Genomic DNA, 25,060 nt, shown 5'->3' with positions numbered 1-25,060 from the left:
GCTCTTCCTGTGAGGTAAGGGTTGTCAGGCAGTTTTTGTTTTTACAGCGGCGGCAGCGGCCAGCAATGACCGGCCAATGAAATCGTTGTTGTCCACGACGCCCGGCAGGGTGAAGAAATAACCGCCGCCGGTGGGCTTGAGGTATTCCTCCAGCGGCTCGCCGTTCAGCCGGGTCTGGACCGTGATGAAGCCTTTTTCCAGGTCCTGCTGGTAGCAGATGAACAACAGCCCCATGTCCAGCTGGCCGTTCTTGTTGACGCCGTTGGAATAGTTGAACGGACGACGCAGGATCAGGTTCTTCTGGGTGTCCGCGGTGCGCGGGTTGGCCAGGCGGATGTGCGAATCCAGACGGGTGATCTTGCCTTCCGGGTCCTTCTTGTAATCCGGGACGTCGGTTTCGCTCTTGCCATCCATCGGCGCGCCGGCGGCCTTGGTGCGGCCGAAGATCGACTCCTGCTCCTGCAGTGGCGTACGGTCCCAGCGCTCGACGAAGTTGCGAATGATCCGCACCGCCTGATAGCTGCCGTTGACCGCCCAGGCCGGCTCGTCGCTGCCCGGCTGAACCCAGACCAGTTCGTTCATGGTCTTCTGGTTGTTGGAGTCCGGGTTGGCCGAGCCATCACGGAAACCCAGGAAGTTGCGCGCGCTTTCCGGCTGCTGACCCGGCTTGAGCGGGGCCTGGGCCGGCACGGTGCCTTCCTGTTTCCAGCGCACCATGAGCAGGTCCGGCAGGTTCTTCACGATGTCGCGCAGGGCGTGGATGTTGCTGTCCGGCGCGTTGGAGCAGAACTGGATGCTAAGGTCGCCGTGGCAGCAGGCGGCTTCCAGTGCATCGTTGGGGAAGCCGACCATGCGTTGCAGGCGCTTGGGTTTGACCTGTTCCAGGCCGAAGCGCTCGTCGAACAGCGAGTCGCCTACCGACACGGTGATGGTCAGGTTGTCAGGCGTCACCACTGGGCCGAGGATGCCGGAATCCAGCGGCGGCAGCTTCGGATCGACCTGAGGCACCGGGCCGCCGGTCATCAGGAAGGCGATGCGGTCGTTGAGGGTGCGGAACATGCGCTCCAGGTCTTCGCGATCCTGGGCCAGCACGTCGAAGGAGACCATCATCCCGGCCACCGGGCGCGGGGTGACGATGCCGCTCTGGTGCACCCCGTGGAAATCGTTATGGTCCTGGGTCTTCTCGCTTTTCGGCGCTTCAGTCACTTGCGCAGGGGCAGGCTGTCCCGAGGTACTGCCGGCTAGTGCGTTGCCGCTCAGGCTGGCACCGGCAATGGCAGCGCCAGCAGCGCCCAGACCGAGCAGGACACGACGGCGTTCAGCGGAAATCGGCGCGTTGGATGAATCAAAATCTTTCATGTTGGAGGCTTACTTCGCTCTGGTTTCAGGGCCGGGCGGATGCGTCGAACACCCGCCCGGGGGCGCTTACAGGCCGGTGAGGCCCAGGGCCGGATCGATTCCATCGAGTGCATCGGCCAGTGCCTTGGCCTTGTCCGAAATCTGTTTCTTCTGCTCGCTGCTGACTTGGTCGTACGGCTTGTAGCCGTCGTCGGTCTTGAGCATGACCAGTTGATCGTCGAGGGCGGTGGTCGCGTCGTCGATCTTCTTGAGTACGTCGCCCGAGGTCTTGCTCAGCAGAGGGCGCAGCAGGTCGACGACCTTGCGCGTGCCTTCAAGGTTGGCGGCGAAACCTGTGACATCGACGTGGCTGTAGCGCTCTTCCTCGCCGTTGCTGCGGATCTCGGCCAGGCTTCTGATGTTGCGCACCACCATGCTCGCCAGTTGCTCGGGGGCGATGCTCTGGGCCAGCAGTTGTTCTTTCAGGGACGCGATGTCGCTTTGCAGTTTCTGCACGACAGGCGCCAGGCCATCGACCGACTTCTGCGAGAACAGGCCGAATTCGATGCGGTGGAAGCCGCCGAAGCCTGGGTCCTGCTCGCGTTTTTCGAAGTAGTCGGCGCGGGCGTTGATGGCGTTGTCCAGTTCGGCCAGACGCTGGGCAGCCGGGGCAATGCGCTGATAGGCAGCGCGGGCCGGGGCGTACGCCTGCTGGGCCTTGGTCAGGTCGCCGCTTTCGATGGCTTGCTGCAGGTCGGTCACGGCGCGGATCAGCGCGCTGCTGCGGGTGCTCAGGTAGACGCGGTATTCGGACAGCGGCCCGATGAACGCCACCATCGAAGGCCGGGCCTTGGCGGCCGCTTCGGATTCTGCGGTCGGGGTCACGTGCAGGGTGCCGCGCGGGTTGCTCAACAGGCCGCAGGTGATGGCGTAGTCACCCGGTTGCAGGTTGGCGTTGATGATCTGGCTCAGGCCCGGAACGATGTTCTCACGCTCCTCGACCACCAGCACGCCGTCGAGGATTTCCCATTCCACGGCACGCTCGGAGGCGTTGACGATACGGAACGCATTCTTGCCTGCCGGTACGGTGATTTCGTTCGGCTCGCAGTTCTTGGCGTGGATGGTGACCACGGTTTCGTTGCCGCTGTTGGCCACGCGCTTTTTGTGCGCGGCCTGGGATGCGAAATAGAACATGGCGCCTGCCGCGATCATCAGCAGTACCGAGCCTGCGACGGCGAACTGCAGGGCGCGAGGTGGCTTGGCTTTCTTGGGCGGAAGGCCGTTGGGACTGGAGGTCATGGTTGCCCTTATTTGTTCGAAACTGAAGTGGAGTGGCCGTGTTCATGGGCAGGCCGGGTGGGCAGACTCACCACCTTGGCCTGCGGCTTGAAGAACAGGACCAGTGCGAAGACCAGATAGGCCAGGTAGGCCACCAGCACGCTGACGCTTGGCGCATCCTGATAACCGAACATGCCGGCCAGTACCGAGCCGGTCGGGCCGTCCATCGGCAGGATCGGGCTGATGTCGAAGACCACTTCCTGGAAGTAGTTCCAGATCCCGGCTTCATGCAGCGAGCGCACCGAGTTGGCGAGGATGCCCGCCGCCACGATGAGGATGAACAGGCCGGTGTAGCGGAAGAACATGCTCAGGTTCAGGCGCATGCTGCCTTTGTAGATGGCGATGCCGATGGCCACGGCAATGATCAGGCCCAGCAACGCGCCCAGCGGGCCGGATGCGCCTTCGCTCTGCTGGAACACGGCCAGCAGGAAGAACACGGTTTCAAGGCTTTCGCGGGCCACGGCGAAGAACACCATGGCGATCAGGGCGTAGGTCTGGTTCCTGGAGCCGGCGAGGGCGGCGTCCAGGGACTGATGCAGGTCATGCTTGACCGACCGCGCGACCTTGCGCATCCATACAACCATGGAGCTGAGGATGACCACGGCAATCAGGCCGACCACACCTTCGAACAGTTCCTGTTGCTTCTGCGGGAATTCGGCGCTGACCATTTCCAGGCCGCCGCCGACGAACAGCGCCAGCGCTGCCGCGAGGAAGACCCCGATCCACACGGCCGGCATCCACTCGCCACGGCCGGTCTGTTTCAGGTAGCTGGCGATGATGCCAACGATAAGCGCGGCCTCAATCCCCTCGCGCAACATGATCAAGAATGGAACAAGCATTTATCACCGAAGTAAATCTGATAGGGTGTGCAGCGTGAACGCGTACTGGAGCCATTCGCATTCAGCCAATGTGTAACATAATGATACTCATTATTGAATGAGCATACTTGTTTTTTTGCTTTTTTCAGGATTTGTGCAGGTGTTCAGGTGGCGTTCAGCCAGGGGGCAGCTGCAAGCTTAAAGCCGCAAGCTTCAAGAGGGATTTGCGGTGTGGTCGCGCCTGTGGCTGATCGATGTTCTTGAGTAAACACCCGTAGCAGCACGGCTTGCCGGCGGGAGCGGTGGAACAGTTGAACAATTCTTGGCTGACACACCGCTCCCGCCGGCAAGCGGAGCGCCGCCCGGCCGGGCTGCTACGTAATTACCGCTGGCAGGGATTTCTTCAGCAGGTCGGCGAATCGTGTCGCTGCGGGACTCAGGCTGAAGCCGGTGCGGGTTATCAAGCCAATCTCCCGGTTCACCCCCGCATGCTCGATGCGCACCTGCACCAGGTCACCCCGGCCTTCGTCGGCGGATTCCGGGAGCAGCGTCATACCCAGCCCCTGTCGCACCAGGGCCATGACCGTGGACATGTAGTTCGCTTCCAGCCCCGGCGTCAGAATCAATCCCTCGTCGGCAAAGAGTTGTTCCACCCGTTCACGCACGCTGCTGTCGCGGCCGGTGAGGATGATCGGTTGCCCGGCCAGTTCAGCCAGAGCAATCGAACCGCGCTCGGCCAACGGATGGTCCAGCGGCACGAACAGGCTCAGCCGGTCCATCATCACCACCTCGAACTCCAGCCCGTGGCTCAGCCGGGCCCGCACCCCCAGGCCGAAATCCACTTCGCCTTCACGCACCAGCGCGTCGATGCGCTGGGCCACCACGTCCCGCAGTCGCACTTCGACGCCCGGAAACTGCTCGCGGAAGGTTTTGAGGATCGGCGGCAGAGCGCCTGAACACATCGAGGGCAGGGCGGCGATGGTCACCACGCCCCGGCGCAGGGCGGCCAGATCCCTTGAGCCGCTGACGATGTTGTCCAGATCAAGCAGTAGCTTCTCCATCGGCCCGCGATTGTTCTGCCCGGCAGCGGTCAGGCTGACATGGCGCGGGCTGCGTTCGAGCAGGGTGACGCCGAGCCAGTCTTCCAGTTGCTGGATCTGCACGGTCAGCGCCGAGGGCGAGAGGTTCAGCTCCACCGCCGCCTTGGCAAAGCTGCCGCTGTTGGCCACGGCCAGGAAGGCGCGGATGTGTTGGATGGAATTCTTCATAGTTTCAGTCTCTCGCCGCAGTTCGTAGCTGCACGGCTTGCCGGCGGGGGCGGTGGGTCAGTTGAAAAATTCTTGGCTGACACACCGCTCCCGCCGGCAAGCCGTGCTGCTACGGGTTGGTCTTATCGTTCTGAATTTACGAATGTGCGCCTGCGAACATTTCAATTTACAAATCTTACCCCCGTTTTGATACTCGATGAAAACAACAACAGCTCATTCCATGCACTGCGCAGAGGAATGACCAAGGATCCGTCCATGCCCGCCACGCTCGGTGTCATTACTATTCTTTGCTTGCTCGCCGCCGTCATGAGCAAGCGCCTCTCGCCCCTGGTTGCACTGATCGCCTTGCCGATCATTGCCGCATTGATCGGCGGTTTCGGCCTGCAAACCAGCGCCTTCATCATCACCGGTATCAAGAACGTCGCGCCCGTGGTCGGCATGTTCGTGTTCGCCATCCTGTTCTTCGGGGTGATGACCGACGCCGGGATGCTGGACCCGATCATCGACCGCATCCTGCGCACAGTCGGCACCCGGCCTACTCGCATTGTGGTGGGGACCGCGCTGCTGGCGTTGCTGGTGCACCTGGATGGCTCTGGTGCCGTGACCTTTCTAGTGACGATCCCGGCCATGCTGCCGCTGTACACCCGACTGGGCATCGACCGCAGGATTCTCGCCTGTGTCGCGGCGATGGCCGCAGGGGTGAACTTCCTGCCCTGGACCGGCCCGGTGCTGCGTTCCTCGGCGGCCCTGCATGTGCCGGTGGCGGACTTGTTCCAGCCGCTGATTCCGGTGCAGATTGTCGGCCTTGCCTTCGTATTTATCAGTGCCTGGCTGCTGGGCCGCCGTGAAGAAAAGCGCCTGGGCCTGGGCAAGGACGTGAACGTCGATGTCGTGCCCCAGCGCGTGCTGACCGAGCAGGAAGAAGTGCTGCGCCGTCCGCGTCTGTTCTGGCTCAACCTGCTGCTGACCATCGTGGTCATGGCAGTGATGATTGCCGGCTGGGTCGATCCGGTGGTGATGTTCATGGTCGGCACCGTGCTTGCGCTGTGCATCAACTACCCCAACGTCGACGCCCAGCGGGCGCGTATCGATGCCCATGCCAAGACCGCCCTGACCATGGCCAGCATTCTTCTGGCGGCGGGGGTGTTCACCGGCATCATGCAGGGCACCGGGATGCTCAAGGCCATGGCCGAGGTGGCGGTGGCGCAGATTCCGGCCGGGCACGGCAAGTTGATTCCGATGGTGGTGGGCTTCCTCTCCATGCCGCTGAGCCTGTTGTTCGATCCCGATTCGTTCTATTTCGGCGTGATGCCAGTGATTGCCGAGGTGGGCCGCACCCTGGGCATCGACCCGCTGCAAGTGGCCCAGGCGTCGCTGCTGGGCGTGCACACCACGGGCTTCCCGGTCAGCCCCCTGACGCCTGCGACCTTCCTGCTGGTGGGCCTGTGCAAGATCGAACTGGCGGACCATCAGCGTTTCACCATCCCGTTCCTGTTTGGCGCCTCGGTGCTGATGACCCTGACCGCACTGCTGCTGGGAGTGTTTTGAATGAAGACCCTACGTATTGGCTCCGGCGCCGGCTACTCGGGTGACCGCATCGAACCTGCGGTGGAGCTGGCCGAAAAGGGCGAGCTGGATTATCTGGTGTTCGAATGCCTGGCCGAACGCACCATCGCGCTGGCGCAACAGGCGCGGCTGGCGGACCCCGAGGCCGGTTTCGATCCGCTGTTGTCCGAGCGCATGCGCAGGGTACTGCCGTTCGTGGCCCGTGGGCGTGAAGCGGGGCAGCGCCGCTTGCGGGTCATCAGCAACATGGGCGCGGCCAACCCGCTGTCGGCCGCGCGTGAAGTGCGGCGCATTGCAGCCGAGTTGGGGCTGCACGGCCTGACCGTGGCCGCGCTGACCGGCGATGACGTGCTCGCGCAACTGCCTCCCGAACAGTTGCTCGACAACGGCGCCACGGTCGGTTCACTGGGCGAGCGGCTGATTTCCGCCAACGCTTATCTGGGCGCCGAGGGCATCGTCGAAGCGCTCAAGGCCGACGCCGATGTGGTGATCACAGGGCGCGTGGCGGACCCTTCATTGTTTCTCGCGCCACAGCTGTTCGAATTCGGCTGGGCTCATGACGACTGGACGCGGCTGGGGCGCGGCACCCTGATCGGACATCTGCTCGAATGCGCGGGGCAGATCACCGGCGGCTATTTTGCCGATCCGGGGGTGAAGGACGTGCCCGATCTGGCGCGGCTGGGCTTCCCGCTGGCGGAAGTGGACGCCGAGGGCAGGGCGGTCATCAGCAAGGTCGCAGGCTCTGGCGGGCGCATCGATACGGCGACCTGCACCGAGCAGATGATCTATGAGGTGCATGATCCCGAGGCGTACCTGACGCCTGATGTGACGGCTGATTTCTCCGGTGTGGCGTTCAGCGTCATCGCCGCCAATCAGGTGAGGGCGGACGGCGCCGATGGTCGGGCCCGCCCGCAGACGCTGAAGGTGTCGGTGGGTTACCTGGATGGCTGGATTGGCGAGGGGCAGATCTCCTATGGCGGCCCCGGCGCCTTGGCCCGCGCGCAGCTCGCCCGTGAGGTGGTGCTGGAACGTTTGAAGCTCACCGGTGTGGTGTGTGATGAAGTGCGCGCCGACCTGATGGGCGTCGATTCGCTGCACGGCGCCGAGTTGGGTGCACGCGCAGGTGGCGAGCCGTGGGAAGTGCGCTTGCGGGTGGCCGGTCGCTGCGCCGACAAGGCCCAGGCGGTGCGGATTGGCAACGAAGTGGAAACCCTCTACACCAACGGCCCCTATGGCGGCGGCGGGGCGACCAAAGGGGTGCGGCAGGTGGTGGCGGTGGCGTCGCTGCTGCTGCCCCGTGATGCGGTCACGCCGCAGGTTCATCTGGAGGATGCATCGTGAGTTCAGTCAAATTGCGCGAGCTGGCCCATTCCCGTACCGGTGACAAGGGCGATACCTCGAATATTTCGGTGGTTGCGTTCAGGGCCGAGGATTATCCACGGCTGGTCGAGCAACTGACCGCTGAGCGTGTGGCTGCACACTTTGCCCAGTTGCTGAATCCAGAGGCCGGGACGGTGCGTCGTTATGAACTGCCCAATGTGCAAGCGCTGAATTTCGTGCTGCCGGGGATTCTCAAGGGCGGGGTGACAAGATCCCTGGCGCTGGATGCCCATGGCAAGGCGCTGGGGGCTGCGTTGCTGGATATCGAGATCGAAGTCTGACCGAGATCAATCGGCATGACGCAGATCCATCGTGATGACACAGATCCACTGTAGGAGCGCGCTTGCCCGCGACGGCGGCGTGTCAGATATATCACCGGCCCAGGCACGCCCCTGTCGCGGGCAAGCGCGCTCCTACAGTGGTGATGCGTCAGTTGATGAAGGTGGAGCCGATGGACCGCCGTCGCGGGCGAGCGCCCCCGCAGGGTTCAGTGTCAGTCTCGGGATTGGCGATTCTGCAAAAACACCACATACCCCCGAAACCACGGGCTGCTCTGCAAATACTCCGGCGCCTGCCATTCCCCGCCCTGGATCAACCCGACCTTGAACGGCAGCCCCAGGCGGCTCATGCGGGGCAAGTAGGCGGCGTAGTCGGGGATGCTATGGCGGCCCTGATACGTCTGCACCACCACCTCGTCCACCACGCCCTGCAACTGGCCGATGGCCTGCGGGTCGGCGTTGCTGCTCCAGTCCATCAGCCCGGTGATGCTCAGCTTGTAGCGGGCGGGCAGGCGCTGGCGCAGGTCCTTGAGGAAGGTCACGTACTCTTGCAGGTAGCGAGTGCGGGCGTCGAAATCGATCTGCACGCCGGTCACCGCGTTGCCTGCCTGCTGCCAACGCGATACCTGCCCCAGCAACTGGCTGTAGACCGCCTCCGGCCAGCGCAGGGTGTGAGCGCGGTAGACGATCCACAGGTCTTGTTGCGGCAGGCGGCGCACGCCCATGCCCTGGGCGATGAATTCGACCCGCTGGCGGTCACGACGGGGCGCGAAGATCTGGCCCTGCAACACATACAGCGTGCGCGCCTGATCCAGCACCGGCTGCGAGGCGACGCCGCTCCACAGCCAGAACGCATCGTGGTCCCGCGCATCCACTGCCGCCCAGGCCGGGCTGCTGGCGAGCGTTGCCAGCAGCAGTGCGATCAGCCGCCTCTTCATTACCAGTAGTACTGCAGCGACTTGCTCCACGACGTGGCGGCGTAGGTGCTCTTCAACTGCTTGAACCAGCCTTTGCGCACCGACTGCGCCACGTCCTTGCCGCCGCAGCTGTTATAGCCCGAAGGCGCGTAGCAATTGATGGCGCGGTACAGCGCGTAGGCCTTGTCGTCGCGGGCCGCGGCGCTGTTGGCGATCACCGCCTGATAGCCGTCCAGACGCGAGAACACCGGTCCCTTGAACCCCGGCTCGCTGCTGGCCAGTTGCGGCGCGGCAGGGCGTTGGTCCAGCGGCATGCTGTCCAGGCCGTTGCGCAGGATGAATTCGCCCAGGCAGTTCAGGCCCTTGGGGTCCTTGCCGTTGGCCTGCAAGGCGGCAGCGGTTTCGCCGATGCTCGGGCAGGCGTAGCTGGACTCGGACTTGTCGCCGTTCCAGCGGAACAATTGCAGGCTCTGCCCGTCGCCGTAGACGTAGCCCAGGCTGGTGCCGAGCTTTTCTTCGGAAGCCTTGGCCGGCAACGCCTTGAGTGCTTCGGCGAAAGCTGCGTACTGGCCGTACAGCAGATTCTTGTACAGCAGCACGAACTGCGCGGTGGCTTTCTCGGTGGGGCTGATGCCTTGGGTAATCTGCCGGTGCAGCAGCTCGTTGCCGGCAACCTTGCCCAGCAGGATCAGACGCATTTGCGCCGACTGGATCGGCGAGTCGGCGGCGAAAACTTTGTCCAGTTGGCCGCTACGTTCGTAGTTCATCGCCAGGGCCAGTTCCAGTTGGTCACGTTGCAATGGCTGTTTGGCCTGCGGCAACAACTTCAGCCACAGGGCCTGGGCCGCCGGCAGTTCGTTGCTCGCTTCCAGCGCCAGGCCGCGCAGGGTCTGCTGGCTGAAGGCGAAGTAATCGAGGTTGTCGGGAATGTCCTTGGGCAACAGTTTCAGCGCTTCGGCCGGGTTCTTCTCGATATAGAACGCGAACACCGCCTGCAAGTAATCGAACATCGCTGGTTGCTCGGCAAACACAGCCCTGTGCGCCTGCAATTGTTCGCGGGTCATTTTCGAGGCGCCGTCCGGACGCATGAGCATCAGGTCGTGGGTCGCGGTCAGCAGCGGACTGTCGAGCTTGTCGGGCGCGGACATCAGCAGCTTGTTGTCCGCCTCCTGAATCAGCGCGTCCATCGAAGCGTTGCGCTGCTGGTCTTCGGCCTTGGTCAGTTGCCAGTCGTAGTCCCCGGCAAGTTTTTCGCTCTCGCCGGCCAGCCAGTGCACACGCCGCAGCAGGCCCTTGGCCGAAATCGCGTAGGTGCCTTTCGGGTACGCGGTCAGATATTGTTCGAAGGCTTGTGCGACCTTGGCGTAAGGCGCCGGGTCGATATCATCCTTGCGGGTGCCGTACTCGTCGAACGCATCCTGCTGGGCATCGTTCAGGCGGGTGCGGGCGATCATGTACAGCGCGGTTTCCTTGAGCCACGGCTGGGCGCTGTCGGCGAGGCTCGCGAAGCCGTTTTCGGCGTCGGCAAAATGACCGCTGTAGAAGTCCGAGGCGGCTTTGAGGTAGGTGAGAAACCCCAGGCCCTCGGCCGACTGGATGCCGGTGGGCAGCAGTGCTGCCAGTTTCTCGCCTTCCCAGGTGCAGGCGTCCAGCAGTTGCACCCGGCTGCGGGCCAGGCTCTGGCGTTCGGCGTCGGGCAGGGCGGCGCTGGCCTGCAACTGGCCGATGAACTGCGCGGCGCTGTCATCGCGGTTGCTGCGGCAGCGGCTGCCTTCGCCTTGCAGGAAGGCCTGGCCTGCGCTGTCGGTGGAGTCGCGCTTGATGCCGAGTTTCTCCAGCAGCTCGCCCAGCGCGGCTTTGCCTGACTCTTCGCTTTCGTCACCCTCGATCTGTGCGATGTCCAGCCGCGCCACGGCGAATGGCACCGGGCCGAAACCCTCGGCCAGCTCGTCTTCGCCCAAGGCATTGGGCTTGATCTCCAGCGCCTTGCGGTCGGCGAGCAGTAGTCGCAGGTTGACCCGGCTGTCGTTGCCGGGCGTGAGGAATGCCAGGTTGTTGCAGACATCCAGCGAGTCGCGCAGCAGCGACCAGTTGGGGTAGCAGGAGTCGTCACCGCTGGCCTGAGCCTGGCCGCAGAGGGTCGCACCGATGAGCAATGCAAGAGGAGTCAGGGAGCGGGTACGCATGAACAATCCTTGATTTCGCTACGCAGGAGGAGGGTGGAGCGGGGCGAATGATACAGCTTGTTTTCGAAAGCGGGATTGATGGCACTTTGATGGTGGCCAAGCTGTAGGAGCGCGCTTGCCCGCGACGACGGTGTGTCAGGCTCATCGGCGGTGACAGGCATACCGCCGTCGCGGGCAAGCGCGCTCCTACAGGTGTCAAAGTGTGCTGGGATTTTTTTTCACAAAACAGGTGAGGTAAATCCGCCTGGCATCCGTGTAGTGAGAATCAGATTCGTTTCCAGCGAACGCCATCACTACTCGACACCCAGGGTTTTCCGTTCATGACAGCCTCATCCGTTTCTCCCGCTTTTCGTCCCGCCTCCCTGTTGGGAGTCTGTTCGGCCACGGCGCTGCTGTGCTCGCTGGGCATGAGTTCCGTTGCGCAGGCTGCGGAAATGCAGCTGGACGCCGTCAACATCGACGCCAGTTCCCAGCGTGAAATCAGCGAGACCGAGCACAGCCGCACCAGTTATCAGGCGCGCAAGGCGTCGGTTGCCACCCGCACCGAAACGCCGCTGGTCGAAGTGCCGCAGACGGTGAACGTGGTCACCAACCGGGTCATCGAGGACCGCCAGCCCAACAGTCTGGACGAGGCGATCAACGCGGTCAGCGGGGTCAAGCAGGGTAACACCCTGGGCGGCACCCAGGATGCGATTCAGAAACGCGGCTTCGGCACCAACCGCGACAACTCGATCATGCGCGATGGCATGCAGTCGGTGCAGGCGCGCAACTTCACCCCGACCACCGAGCGCATCGAAGTGCTCAAGGGGCCGGCGTCGATGCTCTACGGCGTGCAGGACCCGGGTGGGGTCATCAATGTGGTGACCAAGAAGCCGCAACTGGAGGCCGCCCATTCCATCTCCGCGTTCGGCACCAGCTTCGGTGGCGGCGGCGAGCAGATCGACCTCACGGGCCCCGTCGGCACCAATGGCCTGGCCTATCGCGTCATCGCCGACAAGCAGAACTACGACTACTGGCGCAATTTCGGCAGCATCGACCAGTCGGTGATCGCACCGTCCCTGGCCTGGTACGGCGACGACACCACGGTCTCGGTGGCCTATGAGCACATGGAATATTCGGTGCCCTTCGACCGTGGCACGCAGATCAATACCAGGACCGGCAAGGTGCTGGACATCCCGCGCAATCGCCGTCTGGACGAGCCGTTCAACGTCACCACCGGGCGCTCTGACTCCCTAGACCTGCGCATGGACCACCGCCTCAACGACACCTGGACCCTGCGCACCGGCTACGCCTACAGCCGCAACTACTACAACGACTACCAATCGCGCTTCATCTCGGCCAACTACACTACCGGGGCCGTGACCCGCCGTGGCGATGCCACCCGTGATGCCGTGCAGTTCGCCCACACCGCCACCGTCAACATGCTCGGCAACCTGTACTGGGGCGATATTCGCCACGAGGTGCTGTTCGGTGCCGACTACATGAAGAACGACCGCGAGCTGGGCGACCTGTACCGCAGCGCCAACCGCACCGATTTCAACTACAACGCGCCGGTCTATGGCGTGACCCAGCAGCCGAGCACGGTCAGCGCGCCGAACAGCGACCAGACCGATCACCTGCGCACCCACGCGTTCTTCGTCCAGGACGCCATTCACCTCAACGATCAGTGGATCTTCCAGGCGGGCCTGCGCTACGACGCCTTCGACGAGATGACTGGCAAGGGCCGACCGTTCGTGGTCGGTGCCGATGTGAAGGACAGCAAGGTCGTGCCCCGTGTCGGGCTGGTGTACCTGATTCAGCCGGACTGGTCGGTGTACGGCAGCTACACCGAGTCGTTCCGCCCCAACACCTCGATTGCCTCGCCCATCGGTGATTTGCCGCCAGAGGAGGGCAAGGCCTATGAGATCGGTACCAAGTTCCAGAACGATGCAATCACCGCCACCGTAGCGCTGTTCAACATCAACAAGCAGAACGTGCAGACCAGCGAGCCCTGTGGCACCGAGACCTGCACCCGGGTGTCGGGCGAGGTGCGTTCGAGGGGGCTTGAGGCGGACATCACCGGGCAGATCAACGAGTTCTGGAGCCTGACCGGCAGCTACGCCTACACCGACACCAAGGTGCTGGAAGACCCGATTCTCAAGGGCCAGCCGCTCGACGGCGTGTCGAAACACACCGGCGCCCTGTACCTGACCCGCGACTTTGGCCATGTGGGCATTGGTGACCTGCGCGCCGGTGCCGGTGCGCGTTTCGCCAGTCGCTGGGGCGTGAACGACGGCGCCGGGAAGGAGTATTACCTGCCTTCGTCGAAAGTGGCCGATGCCTTTGTTTCCTACAAGATGAAGCTCGATGAACGCGATTTGACCCTGCAGTTGAACCTCAAGAACATGTTCGACGAGAAGTACTACACCTCGGCCAGCGGCTTGGGGTCGCCTGCCATCTCCATCGGCGAACCGCGCCAGTTGGTGGCGCGGGCGAAGCTTGAGTTCTGACGCAAAACGCGTTCGCGGGCAAGCCCGCTCCCACAGAGTTAGGGGTTATCTCATGACCATGGCCCGGCGCTAACACTGTGGGAGTGGGCTTGCCCACGAAGAGGTCGGTTCAGACGCTGGATATCTGCGTCCTTACCTGCGCTTTCGCGGGCAAGCCCGCTCCCACAGGTATCGGACGGCTCGCCATCATTGCTACTTCACACTCACCGGCAAATCCAGCTGCGCACACAGTCCGCCGCCTTCGCGGTTGGACAGGCTCAGCGAGCCGCCCAGGGCATGGGCCAGTTGCTGGGAAATCGCCAGGCCCAGGCCCGTGCCGCCGGTTTCGCGGTTGCGCGAGCTTTCCACGCGGTAGAAGGGCTTGAGCACTTCCGGCAGCTCCGCTTCGGCAATCCCCGGGCCGCGATCGAGTACCTGCACGGCGATGCCCTGATCGGCATTGACCTGCACCTTGATCTCGGCCGCACCGGCGAACTTCAAGGCATTATCGGTCAGATTCACCAGCACCCTGCGCAGGGCGTGGGGCCGAGTCTGGATCACCGCGCCGGTCTTGCCACACAGGTCTACCTGCTTGTTCATGTCCTGGTAGTCGAACATCAGGCTGTCGAGGAACGAGTCCAGGTCCACCCGGCGGCTGGCCTCGGTGGAGGTATCCATGCTGCGGGCATAGGCCACGCCTTCCTGCACCAGGTGCTGCATCTCGCTGAGGTCGCTCCACAGCTTCTCTTTCTCGACGCCTTCATCCATGAACTCGGCGCGCAGTTTCATGCGGGTGATCGGCGTTTGCAGGTCGTGGGAAATCGCCGCGAGCAACTGCATGCGCTCCTTCACGTAAGTGGCGATGCGCTGCTGCATGGTGTTGAACGCCACGGCGGCATAGGCCACTTCGGTGGGGCCGCTTTCGTCCAGGCGGATGCCCTCGCCGTTGGGGTCCAGGTTGTCCACGGCCTGTGAAAGCCTTGTCAGCGGGCGAATCGCCGTGCGCACCGCAAGCCAGGTGCAGATGCCCAGCACCACCAGTTGCGCGATCAACAGCAAGGGCAGCCACGGCGACAGCGGGCTGATTTCCGGGCGCACGTCGATGGTCAGCGGCGTGCCGTCCTTGAGGGTCAGGTGTGCCTGATAGTGCGGGCGCACATCGGGAATGTCGTTGAAGGTCAGGGTGTATTCGCGGCCCAGGGTGGCCTGCATCGAGGACACCGATTTCGAGGCCTCGGCCATGTTCATCGTGGTGCCCGTCTGGCCCTTGCCCAGCATGTAGCTGTAGGTCGGGTGGGCGAAGCGCGGCAGCCAGTCCTGGCGCTCGTCGGCGGGCAGGCGTTCGAGCACCGCGACGGTGGTGGTCAGGTCCTGTTCGAGGTTGCCGAGCATCAGGTTCATTGCGCTTTGATAGCGCTCGTAGAACTGCAGGCCGAAGGACATGCCGTGGGCCAGCGCAAGGCTTATCAGGAAGATCAGCGAAAGCCGCGACGCGAGGGTGCGTGGCCAGCCGAAGCGCAACTTCATACGGCGTCCCCGAGAATTTCCACGGCGTAGGTGAAGACGTAACCTTCGCTGCGCACCGTCTTGATGTAGGCAGGGTCCCGGGCGTCGTCCTGCAGGCGCTGGCGCAGGCGACTGACCAACAGGTCGATGGAGCGGTCGAACAGGTCGGCGTCGCGGCCTTGGGTCAGGTTCAGCAACTGGTCGCGGCTGAGCACGCGCTGCGGATGATCGAGGAAGGTGCGCAACAGGCGGTATTCCGCGCCGCTCAAGGTGACCACCGTGCCTTCGGCATCCAGCAGATGGCGGGCAGTGGTGTCCAGCTTCCATTTGCCGAAGGCCAGCAGGCGCCCGGCTTCGGTGACGATCAGGTTGGGCGGCAGCATGCGTGTGCGGCGCAGCACCGAGTTGATGCGCGCCAGCAGTTCGCGGGCGGCGAAAGGCTTGACCAGGTAATCGTCGGCGCCCATTTCAAGGCCGATGATGCGGTCGGTTTCGTCGCTGCGGGCGGTGAGCATCAGCACCGGGGTGGTCTTGTGCTTGCCGGTGCGCAGCTCGCGGCACAACTGCAGGCCGTCGTCGCCGGGCATCATGATGTCCAGCACGATCAGATCCACGGGCGTTGACTCCAGGAACGAGCGCATCTGCCTGCCGTCGGCCACCACTGTGGTGCGCAGGCCGTTCTTCTTCAGGTAGTTGCCCACCAGTTCGCGGATCTCGCGATCGTCATCGACGATCAGAATGTGATCTACGTGCTCCATTGCCTCGACTCCCCGTATTCATTGACGTGTGGCGCATCTTACCCAGCCGCGCACGGCTTGCGTGCCAGCTTTTGTATTGCACTGTATCTGGCACCGGGCCGCATACATCCGGATGCAAAAAGCGGATTTTTCAGCGGGAATGTATCGCTGTGTATCCAGGCAGCGCTATGACACTTAGTGATTACTTTCCGGCGTTTGGCGACACATCCGGGATACCTGCCGGGCGTTCAATGGGACCCATCGAGACAACGCACAGCGCCTCGAACCCATCACTGAATCAGCCCTTTGAAGACCCGGAGACGACCATGAACATGAAGACCCTCAGCATCGCCACTGTATTTGCCGCCCTGAGTTTCGGTGCCCTGTCGGCCCAGGCCCAGGACAGTGTTCAGGCGCACAATTTCATGTACGGCGAGCACCTGGACATCGCCCGTTCGCTGTCCACCGAAGTCGATGCCAGTCCTAACTGTGGTGTGGTCGGCAGCCATCTGAACTACGTCGATTCCCATGGCCAGAAGCAGACCCTGAACTACCTGACCGTGGCTCAGGGTTGCGCCAACGATAATTGATTCTGGTGGCGCATAAACTGTAGCAGCCCGGCCGGGCGGCGCTCCGCTTGCCGGCGGGGGCGTCCTTGAGATCGCTCCCGCCGGCAAGCGGTGCTGCTACGGGGCGGTGGGTCAGGACGCCGGCAAGCCGGACTGCTACGGGGTTATTCAGATCGGGGATCGGGACGTGGCGGCGCGTTTGGCCTATTATCCACGGCCTATGCGTATCCCTGGATAATCCTGCGCCAATGAGTTCCGATTTCGCGCCACCGCCGTCGCTGTTCCTGCCGCTGTCCGAAGACCCCCTCAAGGCCCTGATCGCGGGCGAGCCGCTGGACGACTTCCTGACCCAGGCCAGCCGTGCCCAGTTGGCGGCGCTCATGCTGTTGCTCAACTTCGAGGCCCTGGCCGCGCACGACACCCCCATCGAAAAACTGGAACGCATGCTCGACGACGTGATGCGCGCCGGGCAATCGATGGAGGAGGCCGGCGGCAGCCTCGCCGATCTGTTGCGCGGGCGCTTCAACGCCGAACAACTGGAAAAAGGCATGGCGCAACTGGAAGTGCTCGGCGTCAGCCTGCTCGAAGAACATGAGGTTCAGGATCAGGACTATCTGGACGCGGAAGGCCAGTGGGACTTTGGCTTTGGCAAGCGTCAGCAGCAAAAGCTCGAACCGCTGACCCGCGAGATCGTGCTGCCCACCGGTGATCTCTTACGCCTGACCGATCAGCAGAGCCGGATCTTCGACGAATTCCAGGTTTGCCGCGATGAGTCCTTTCATCTGCAGGCCTATGCCGGCGTGGGCAAGACCTACCTGCTGGCCAAGTTCTTCGAAATGCTCGATCCGCGCACCACCTTGCTCATGGCGACCTTTCCGGCCCAGGTCGTGGCCTTGCAGGCGCGCATCCGCCAAAGCCTGCCCACCGGCACCCTCAATGCCTACACCTTCGGTCACGTTGCCAATCAGTTGCTCAACCGCGACCTGACCTCCCGAGGCTGGCGCAGCAGCGACATGCAGCGCACTGGCGCAAGCTCGCTGGTGGATGACCGGCAAGTGGCCCAGTGGCTGAGCCTGCAAGCGGTGGGCAAGCTTGCGCCCCGTGACGTCGCGCGGGTCTGCCGCAGCACCTTGCACAGTTATTGCCTGTCAGCCTCGAAGGACATCGAAGCGCGTCATCTGCCTTCGCTGGGTTACGCGGCCAATCAGGCGGACATCGCCATGCTGCTGGAGTACACGCGCCTGTTGTGGCGTGAAACGGTTCGCCCGTCCGCGCCGCATATTCGCCTGCCGATTCGCAACAGCCAGCGCATCAAGTTCCTGTCGTTGACGGACGAAGTGATTCCCGAACACTTCACCCATATCATCGTCGACGAGAGCCATGAACTGACCGCGCCCATGGTGCAGATTCTCGACCGCAGTCCGCAGGCGGTCATCACCCTGGGCGACGAATTCCAGCAACTGGGCGGCAGGACCCCGCGCCACAGCGGTTTCATTCGCCAGCGCTTCATGACCCAGTCGATGCGTGCCGGGCGGCAGATGGCCGATGTCATCAACCCGCTGATCCAGTTGCACCCCAGCGGCATCAAGGAAGATTTCGTCGGGCGCGCGCCTTATCCGACGCGGATCATCGGGCACAGCGTCATGCCGATCCCGGAAAAACCCACGACGATTCTGGTGGCCAACGAATGGGGTCTGTTCGCCTGGTTCAAGCGCCTGACCGACGCCGGTGCGCGCCTGCAGATGCCGGCCAGCACCCTTGAACAACTGACCCTGTTCGTCAAAGGTCTGGACCAGCTGTACCGCGAGGACCTGCGCCCGCAACACCGGCTGATCTTCCGCTTCGCCTACTGGGATGCGCTGGCCACCGCGATGGGCGGCAGCCATGAGTTCAAGGCCGTTCACGAATGGCTGGGGCAGGGCAATCGCCTGGAGAACTTCGTCGAAACGGCGCAGCGCTGGTGCAGCGATCCGGCGGCGATCATCAAGCTGGCCAGGGTCGAAGACGTGAAGAACCAGGAGTTCGACACCGTGCTGCTGTCCCGTGACCTCATGCGCCCACCCCGTACGGGCTCGACCCACTCGATGGCCAGCGTCTGCTCGCTGCTCTACACCGCCAGCTCCCGCGCGCGTCACGAGTTGTTGTTGCCGGGGAACATGAGCGACTGGTTGCAGGATCTGGGTCGCCAATCCACCCCGTAGCAGTCCGGCGGTCGGCGCAAGGGCTCTTGTAGGAGCGCGCTTGCCCGCGAATACGTCGGACCAGGCGCCTCAACGGTGCCTGACCCACCGCCGTCGCGGGCAAGCGCGCTCCTACAGGTCCATGATCCCGGGATATCCACACGCCCCGTAGCAGCCGGGCTTGCCCGCGGGAGCGATCCTGCGGGCGCCGCGAACGTATTCGAGTGCTTGTCCCCTCAGGCTTTGCTAAATTCCCTTCCTTGCGTTCTCCCTGTCACCGGAACCTTTCATGCCGAAAAAACCAGGCAAGCCTGCAGGGCTCGCGTCGTCCACTGTGCCAAAGAAGGCCTCCAGCCTTACCTTGATCGATGTCTCGAAAGTCGCGGGTGTCTCGCCCATGACGGTGTCCCGGGCCTTGAACCGGCCTGATCTGGTGACCGAAGAAACCCGGGCCAAGGTGCGTGAGGCGGTGCGCCAGACCGGTTACGTGCCGAACATGATGGCCGGCAGCCTGGCGAGCAACAAAAGCCGCTTGGTGGCGATCTTCCTGCCAACCATCGCCAACTCGATCTTCGCCGACACCGTGCAGGCCCTGATGGACCGCCTGACCCAGGCCGGCTACCAGACCCTGCTGGGCCTGACCGGCTACGACCCCGATCAGGAAGAGAAACTGCTCGAAGCGGTGCTGGGCCGGCGTCCCGACGGGATCGTGCTGACCGGCACCCTGCACACCGAATCCAGCCGCGCGCGCCTGGCCCAGGCCGGCATCCCGGTGGTCGAGGCGTGGGACTTGAGCGAAGACCCCATCGACATGCTGGTGGGATTCTCCCATGAGAAGGTGGGTGAAGAAACCGCCCGCCATCTGCTGGGCAAAGGCTACAAGCGCTTCTCCATCGTCGCCATCGGTGACCCCCGCGGGCTGCGCCGCTTGAACAGCCTGACCGCCGAACTAAAGAAGCACGGCATCGACGATGTGCCGATGGAAGTCCTCGCGCCACCGGCCACCTTGCAGGTGGGCAGGGAAGGGCTGGCAGGGTTGCTGGATCGTGGCGTGAGCACCGATATCGTCGTGTGCAGTTCCGACACCGTCGCCCAGGGCGTACTGGCCGAGGCGGCAAGCCGTGGCCTGCGGGTGCCCGAGGATCTGGCGGTGATGGGCTTTGGTGACCTGAGCAGCGCCGCCCAGGTGTACCCGGCGCTCTCCACCGTGCGAGTCGATGGTAACCGTATCGGCCTGCAGGTGGCCCAGGCCTTGCTCGACCGCTTCCAGGACCACAGCCCAAGCGCCTCGCCTGTGCGGGTCGATACCGGTTTCACGCTGATCGACCGCGCCAGCACCTGATCCCCGATTTCGCTCTCAGCCGACAAAACGCGCTATTGAATGATTGCGCAATCAGTGTAAGATCCGGCCCATGGTGATTCTCTTTTCCGTGGGATCACCTTTTTTACCGGTTCGTATGATTGCGCAATCATAGTCTTCAAATTTCCCATGCTGCATACCGATCAGGGGGCGCGAATCCATGCTCGTACAACAAGAAAACAACCACAGCGGCGACAACGACCAGATCGCCTGGGTCCAGGTCTCGCTGGTATTCCTTCCGCTGGCCAACCCGATCAGCGACGCCAAGGTACTGACCGGGCGCCAGAAGCCCATGACCGAAATCGCCATTCTGGTGGCTGAAATCGAAACCAGAGACGGCCATCGCGGCCTGGGCTTCAGCTACTCCAAGCGCGCAGGCGGCCCGGGCCAGTTCGCCCACGCCAAGGAAATCGCCCCGGCGCTGATTGGCGAAAACCCCAGTGACATCGCCAAGTTGTGGACCAAGCTGTGCTGGGCAGGGGCTTCGGTCGGCCGCAGCGGCATGGCGACCCAGGCCATCGGCGCCTTCGATGTGGCGCTGTGGGATCTGAAGGCCAAGCGCGCCAACCTCTCGGTGGCGCGTCTGCTGGGCGCCCATCGCGATTCGGTGCGCTGCTACAACACCTCGGGCGGTTTCCTGCACACGCCGCTGGATCAACTGCTGCACAACACTGACATGTCCCGGGAGAAGGGCATCGGTGGCATCAAGCTGAAAGTGGGCCAGCCCGACTGCGCCATCGACCTGCACCGCGTGGCGACCGTGCGCAAGCACCTGGGTGATGACTTCCCGCTGATGGTCGACGCCAACCAGCAGTGGGACCGCCCGACCGCCCAGCGCATGTGCCGCCGCTTCGAAGAGTTCAACCTGATCTGGATCGAAGAGCCGCTGGACTGCTACGACGCCGAAGGCCACGCCGCGCTGGCCCAGCAGTTCGACACGCCGATTGCTACCGGTGAAATGCTCACCAGCGTGGCCGAGCACGCCGAGTTCATCAAGCTGCGCGGCGCCGATTTCCTGATGCCAGACGCCCCACGGGTTGGCGGTATCACCCCGTACCTGAAGGTCGCAGCCATGGCCGAGCAGGCCGGTGTGATGCTCGCGCCGCACTTCGCCATGGAGCTGCATGTGCACCTGGCGGCGGCGTACCCGACCGAGCCGTGGGTGGAGCACTTCGAGTGGATGGAGCCGCTGTTCAACGAACGCCTGGAAACCCGCGACGGCCGCATGCTGGTGCCGACCCGTCCGGGCCTGGGGCTGTCGCTCAGCGAGCAGGTCAAGGCCTGGACGGCACAGACCGTCGAGGTCGGTTCTCGCCCCTGACTGAACCCGGCAACAACCTTTGTGCATGACCGGGAGCGCCTCCTGTGGGGCGCTCTTGTGGCCGATCTATAACAACAAGATGAGGGCTTTCATGTGGAACATACCAACACCGCAAGTGCAGCCGCCCCGGCTGCCGCTGCTGCAACCGCTGTGCGCAGCAAGGTGCGTTTCGGCATTCTGGCGATGCTGTTCATCGTCACCGCAATCAACGTCGGCGACCGCGCCACGCTGTCGATCACAGGCTCCGCGCTGACCGAAGTGCTGGGCATCAACTCCGTCACCCTTGGCTATATGTTCTCGGCGTTCGCCTGGGCCTATGTGCTCGGGCAGTTGCCGGGCGGCTGGTTGCTCGATAAGTTCGGCTCGGTGCGGGTGTACGGGCTGTCGCTGTTTCTCTGGTCCACCATCACGGTGGCGCAAGGGATGATCGGCTTCTTCTCGGTGCCCGTGGCCATCGGCACGCTGTTCGTTCTGCGCTTCCTGCTGGGCTTGATCGAGGCCCCGGTGTACCCGGCCAACAGCCGCATCGTCGCGGCGTGGTTTCCGTTGCAGGAACGGGGGTTGGCCACGGTGATCTTCAACTCCTCGATGTACATGTCCGTGGTGCTGCTGGCGCCGGCGATGGGCTTCGTCGCTCATCGCTATGGCTGGGAGCACGTGTACTGGCTGATGGGCGGGCTTGGGATTGTGGTCAGCCTGGTGTGGTTCAAACTGGTCAAGCCGCCGACCGAACACCCCATGGTCAACAGTGCCGAACTTGCGCATCTGCGCGAGGGCGGGGCGCAGGTGGACATGGACAAACCCAAGGCGCGCGGCAGTTTCCAGCCGCGGTTCTCGGACCTCAAAGTGCTGCTGAAAAGCCCGATGATGTGGTCGATTTACCTGGGTAAATACTGCGACACCTCGCTGCAGTATTTCTTCCTGACCTGGTTTCCGGTGTACCTGGTCAAGGGCCGCGGGCTGAACATCATGGAGGCGGGTGCCATCGCCGCGATCCCCGGCATCTGCGGCCTGCTCGGCGCGCTGTGTGGCGGGGCGGTGTGCGATTTCCTGATCCGCAAGGGCTTCTCGCTGTCGGTGGCGCGCAAGATCCCGCTGGTGTGCGGCATGACCATGGGTGCCACGTTGGTGTTCTGCAACTTCACGGAATCGATGTGGGTGGTGACGGCGCTGATGTCTCTGGCGATCTTCGGCAAGGGCGTGGTGGCGGTGGACTGGACGCTGGTGTCGGACACCTCGCCCAAGGAAATCACCGGCATGGCCGGCGGCCTGTTCAACATGTTCGGTAACTTCTCGGGGATCTTCACCCCGATCGTGATCGGCTACATCGTGCAGTCCACCGGATCGTTCTCCGGGGCGATGTACGTGGTGGCGGCCCATGCGCTGGTCGGGGCGCTGGCGTTCCTGAGCATGGGCAGCCTGCGGCGGCTGGAGTTGCAGCGTAAGGTGACAGGGGCTTGAGGTCACCCTCTATCCGTAGCAGCACGGCTTGCCGGCGGGGGCGGTGTGTCAGGCACCATAGATGTGACTGATCCACCGCTCCCGCCGGCAAGCCGTGCTGCTACGGGGCGTTGTGGCGTGAGGTCAATCCTGCCGTGGGATATCCAGCTCGATCTCCATGCGCTGGCCTTCCTGCAGGATATGCTCGCGCATCAGCTCACTGGCACCGGCGCTGTCCTTGTTGCGGATGGCGCGCACCAGCGCTTCGGTTTCCTTGAGCCGTGCGGCCAGGTGTTCCGGGGTGTTGCGCAGGGTGGGCGCACATTGCTTGAGGGCCTGGCTGGTCTGCTGAACCATGTTGTGGAAGATCGGGTTGGACGTCAGGGCGAACAGCTGTTCATGGAAAGCGATGTAGGCATTGCTGCCTGATTCGCTGTCCTGGTCTTCCAGGGCATCGCGCATGTCCATCAGGGTCAGGCGCAGCTCGGCGATTTCCTTCTGGCTGATTGATTGCGCCAGCAGGCTGACGATGAAAGGCTCCAGCGTGTAGCGCAGTTGCATGACATCGGCCAGCGTCGCGTCGGCCACCCCGTTAGCGGCCATTGGCTGGGTGGTCTGGGCCAACGGCTCGTCCAGCACCACCACGCCTTTGCCCGGCATCGAGCGCACCAGCCCCAGCGTCTCCAGCACGATTACCGCTTCGCGCAGGCTTGGCCGGCTGATGCCCAGTTGTTCGGCCAGTTCGCGCTGGCCCGGCAGCATGTCGCCGGAGCGCCATTGCCCGCGGGCCAGTGCCGCCCGCAATTTTTCTACTACGCCGTTAACGACGGTCGATGAACTGATCATCCTGTTGTTCCTGATCGGTCAGTGAAGCGTCAGAGGGCGTCTTGTGGACGCCCGGTGCGGGCGCTTCAGAATTCCTGTTGGTGAAGGGGATTGGGCGTTTTCTTCGCTTGAAAGACAAAGCCCTGTTTACTGGCCAATACGTTGTTGGCGCGTTTCACGTCGATGTCTCGCTCCCAGCGCGCGATGGCCACCGTGGCCACGCAGTTGCCGATGAGGTTGGTCAGCGCCCGGCCGATGCCCATGAACCAGTCAACGGCCAGTACCAGCACCAGGCCCACCACCGGAATCGCCGGCACCGCGGTCAGGGTGGCGGCCAGGATCACCAGCGCCGACCCCGGAATCCCGTGGGCGCCTTTGGAGGTAATCAGCGACACCAGCAGGATCGTCAGCAGGTCGGTGAACGCCAGCGGCGTGCCGGTGGCATTGGCGATGAAGACGATGGCCAGGGTCAGGTAGATCGAGAAGCCGTCCAGGTTGAACGAATAACCGGTTGGAATCACCAGGCCCACGGTCGAGCTGCCGATGCCCATGTGCTCCAGTTTGCGCATGATCTGTGGCAGTACGGCGTCGGAGGAGGCGGTGCCCAGCACGATCAGCAATTCTTCGCGCAGGTACTTGAGGAACGGCAGGATTTTCAGCCCCGAAGCGCGCATCACGCCGCCCAGGATGATCAGCACGAACGCCGAGCAGGTGAGGTAGAACAGCGCCACCAGGCTGCCCAGATGCTGCAGCGACTGCACGCCGTATTTGCTGGTGGTGAACGCGATGGCGCCGAACACGCCAATGGGCGCCAGGCGCACGATCATGCCCATGATGCGAAACACCACGTGGCTCAATTCGTTGATGAGTCGCGAGATGCCGCTGGCTGACTCGCCCACCAGGTTCAGGGCGCTGCCGAACAGCACGGCGAACAGCAGCACTTGCAGGATGTTGTTGTCGGCAAAGGCGCCGATCACCGAGGTCGGGATCAGGTCCATGAGAAAGGTGGACGCGCCATGAATCTGCTTGGTGCGCTCGGTGAGGTCGCCCATGTCGGCCACGGAGAGCTGATCCAGGTGGATGTTGGCGCCGTTGCCCAGGCCCGTGCCGTAGGCAACGATCAGGCCGATCACCAGTGCGATGGTGGTCAGCACTTCGAAATACAGCACGGATTTGAGGCCGATGCGGCCGACCTTTTTCAGATCGCCTGCGCCGGAAATGCCGCTGACGACCACGCAGAACACGATCACCCCGATGAGCATCTTGATCAGCTTGATGAAGCCGTCGCCCAGGGGTTTGAGCTGCGAGGAGAATTCGGGGAGGGCCAGGCCGCAGATGATGCCGAACATCAATCCGATGACGACCTGAAGGAATATCGAGCGGGAGCACCATTTAAGCATGATGAGGATCTCTAGTCGGTGTCCTGACCGGGCGCGGATGCCTCTGGCCGGACTTAATTATTGTGGTCTTACCGGTATGTCCAATGCAGGGTCAGTCTAGGCCCGTGATTGGGGTTTTCACAAGAGGAGGGCATGAAAGATCTTACCGGTCTGACCAGTGGTTGT

Annotated in this window: 19 protein-coding genes; 9 read left to right on the top strand and 10 right to left on the bottom strand. The window is 63.3% G+C overall.

Annotated features, from left to right (window positions below; translation table 11 throughout):
- Nucleotides 1-24 precede the first annotated feature (24 nt).
- The 4 genes from efeB to ACIPOO_RS00195 all read right to left on the bottom strand — a co-directional run bounded on the left by efeB (nucleotide 25) and on the right by ACIPOO_RS00195 (nucleotide 4,762).
- Complete coding sequence (efeB, locus tag ACIPOO_RS00210) at nucleotides 25-1,359, bottom strand: iron uptake transporter deferrochelatase/peroxidase subunit (protein WP_400603554.1); 1,335 nt, start codon at nucleotides 1,357-1,359, stop codon at nucleotides 25-27.
- Between the two features lie 66 nt (nucleotides 1,360-1,425).
- On the bottom strand, nucleotides 1,426-2,637 hold the full coding sequence (gene efeO, locus ACIPOO_RS00205; RefSeq protein WP_400603552.1) for an iron uptake system protein EfeO: 1,212 nt from the start codon (nucleotides 2,635-2,637) through the stop codon (nucleotides 1,426-1,428).
- Between the two features lie 8 nt (nucleotides 2,638-2,645).
- Nucleotides 2,646-3,515 (bottom strand): iron uptake transporter permease EfeU, encoded by an 870-nt coding sequence (gene efeU / locus ACIPOO_RS00200; RefSeq protein ID WP_274131988.1) that lies wholly within the window; start codon nucleotides 3,513-3,515, stop codon nucleotides 2,646-2,648.
- A 353-nt stretch (nucleotides 3,516-3,868) separates the two neighbouring features.
- Nucleotides 3,869-4,762, bottom strand: coding sequence for a LysR family transcriptional regulator (locus tag ACIPOO_RS00195; protein ID WP_400603549.1), 894 nt, complete (start codon nucleotides 4,760-4,762; stop codon nucleotides 3,869-3,871).
- A 255-nt stretch (nucleotides 4,763-5,017) separates the two neighbouring features.
- Between ACIPOO_RS00195 and ACIPOO_RS00190 the strand changes: the two genes are divergently transcribed.
- Genes ACIPOO_RS00190 through ACIPOO_RS00180 form a run of 3 tightly spaced genes read left to right on the top strand, consistent with a single transcriptional unit; the run spans nucleotide 5,018 to nucleotide 7,989 of the window.
- On the top strand, nucleotides 5,018-6,310 hold the full coding sequence (locus tag ACIPOO_RS00190; RefSeq protein WP_400603547.1) for a CitMHS family transporter: 1,293 nt from the start codon (nucleotides 5,018-5,020) through the stop codon (nucleotides 6,308-6,310).
- On the top strand, nucleotides 6,311-7,669 hold the full coding sequence (locus ACIPOO_RS00185) for an acyclic terpene utilization AtuA family protein (protein ID WP_400603545.1): 1,359 nt from the start codon (nucleotides 6,311-6,313) through the stop codon (nucleotides 7,667-7,669). It begins immediately after the preceding gene.
- On the top strand, nucleotides 7,666-7,989 hold the full coding sequence (locus ACIPOO_RS00180) for a hypothetical protein (protein WP_400603542.1): 324 nt from the start codon (nucleotides 7,666-7,668) through the stop codon (nucleotides 7,987-7,989). Before ACIPOO_RS00185 ends, ACIPOO_RS00180 begins: the two co-directional genes overlap by 4 nt.
- Nucleotides 7,990-8,201: 212 nt before the next feature.
- On the opposite strand, the gene ACIPOO_RS00175 is transcribed toward ACIPOO_RS00180, so the two are convergent.
- The gene (locus ACIPOO_RS00175) at nucleotides 8,202-8,924 is read right to left on the bottom strand and encodes a DUF3142 domain-containing protein (RefSeq protein WP_400603540.1); all 723 of its coding nucleotides are present in this window, start codon (nucleotides 8,922-8,924) and stop codon (nucleotides 8,202-8,204) included.
- A complete protein-coding gene (locus ACIPOO_RS00170) occupies nucleotides 8,924-11,089 on the bottom strand; it encodes an outer membrane assembly lipoprotein YfiO (protein ID WP_400603538.1) in 2,166 nt (721 codons plus the stop codon). Before ACIPOO_RS00170 ends, ACIPOO_RS00175 begins: the two co-directional genes overlap by 1 nt.
- A 362-nt stretch (nucleotides 11,090-11,451) precedes the next feature.
- Between ACIPOO_RS00170 and ACIPOO_RS00165 the strand changes: the two genes are divergently transcribed.
- Nucleotides 11,452-13,578, top strand: a complete 2,127-nt coding sequence (locus ACIPOO_RS00165; RefSeq protein ID WP_400605133.1) for a TonB-dependent siderophore receptor — start codon at nucleotides 11,452-11,454, stop codon at nucleotides 13,576-13,578.
- Nucleotides 13,579-13,770: 192 nt separating this feature from the next.
- On the opposite strand, the gene ACIPOO_RS00160 is transcribed toward ACIPOO_RS00165, so the two are convergent.
- Nucleotides 13,771-15,084, bottom strand: a complete 1,314-nt coding sequence (locus ACIPOO_RS00160; RefSeq protein WP_400603536.1) for an ATP-binding protein — start codon at nucleotides 15,082-15,084, stop codon at nucleotides 13,771-13,773.
- Nucleotides 15,081-15,821, bottom strand: coding sequence for a response regulator (locus ACIPOO_RS00155; protein ID WP_400603534.1), 741 nt, complete (start codon nucleotides 15,819-15,821; stop codon nucleotides 15,081-15,083). Before ACIPOO_RS00155 ends, ACIPOO_RS00160 begins: the two co-directional genes overlap by 4 nt.
- Nucleotides 15,822-16,126: 305 nt before the next feature.
- Here ACIPOO_RS00155 and ACIPOO_RS00150 point away from each other — a divergent pair, with 305 nt between their 5' ends.
- The 5 genes from ACIPOO_RS00150 to ACIPOO_RS00130 all read left to right on the top strand — a co-directional run bounded on the left by ACIPOO_RS00150 (nucleotide 16,127) and on the right by ACIPOO_RS00130 (nucleotide 22,691).
- A complete protein-coding gene (locus ACIPOO_RS00150; RefSeq protein ID WP_400603532.1) occupies nucleotides 16,127-16,390 on the top strand; it encodes a DUF2790 domain-containing protein in 264 nt (87 codons plus the stop codon).
- A gap of 227 nt (nucleotides 16,391-16,617) precedes the next feature.
- Nucleotides 16,618-18,570: a hypothetical protein gene (locus tag ACIPOO_RS00145; RefSeq protein WP_400603530.1), complete on the top strand. Its 1,953-nt coding sequence runs from the start codon at nucleotides 16,618-16,620 to the stop codon at nucleotides 18,568-18,570.
- A gap of 268 nt (nucleotides 18,571-18,838) precedes the next feature.
- Nucleotides 18,839-19,891, top strand: coding sequence for a LacI family DNA-binding transcriptional regulator (locus ACIPOO_RS00140; protein ID WP_400603528.1), 1,053 nt, complete (start codon nucleotides 18,839-18,841; stop codon nucleotides 19,889-19,891).
- A 178-nt stretch (nucleotides 19,892-20,069) separates the two neighbouring features.
- Complete coding sequence (locus ACIPOO_RS00135; RefSeq protein ID WP_400603526.1) at nucleotides 20,070-21,230, top strand: mandelate racemase/muconate lactonizing enzyme family protein; 1,161 nt, start codon at nucleotides 20,070-20,072, stop codon at nucleotides 21,228-21,230.
- 183 nt (nucleotides 21,231-21,413) lie between these two features.
- The gene (locus ACIPOO_RS00130; protein WP_400605131.1) at nucleotides 21,414-22,691 is read left to right on the top strand and encodes an MFS transporter; all 1,278 of its coding nucleotides are present in this window, start codon (nucleotides 21,414-21,416) and stop codon (nucleotides 22,689-22,691) included.
- Nucleotides 22,692-22,814: 123 nt separating this feature from the next.
- Here the strand turns inward: ACIPOO_RS00130 and ACIPOO_RS00125 are convergent, their stop codons facing one another.
- Together ACIPOO_RS00125 and ACIPOO_RS00120 are read right to left on the bottom strand one after the other, a co-directional pair.
- Complete coding sequence (locus ACIPOO_RS00125; RefSeq protein WP_400603524.1) at nucleotides 22,815-23,516, bottom strand: FadR/GntR family transcriptional regulator; 702 nt, start codon at nucleotides 23,514-23,516, stop codon at nucleotides 22,815-22,817.
- Between the two features lie 65 nt (nucleotides 23,517-23,581).
- Nucleotides 23,582-24,895: a C4-dicarboxylate transporter DctA gene (locus tag ACIPOO_RS00120; RefSeq protein ID WP_400603522.1), complete on the bottom strand. Its 1,314-nt coding sequence runs from the start codon at nucleotides 24,893-24,895 to the stop codon at nucleotides 23,582-23,584.
- Nucleotides 24,896-25,060: the final 165 nt, after the last annotated feature.

Source organism: Pseudomonas sp. NPDC090201 (assembly GCF_044746825.1).
In the GTDB taxonomy this organism is placed as follows: Bacteria; Pseudomonadota; Gammaproteobacteria; order Pseudomonadales; family Pseudomonadaceae; genus Aquipseudomonas; species Aquipseudomonas putida_AD.
Note: the sequence above shows the minus strand (reverse complement) of the source record. Positions and strands in the feature narration are given on the sequence as shown.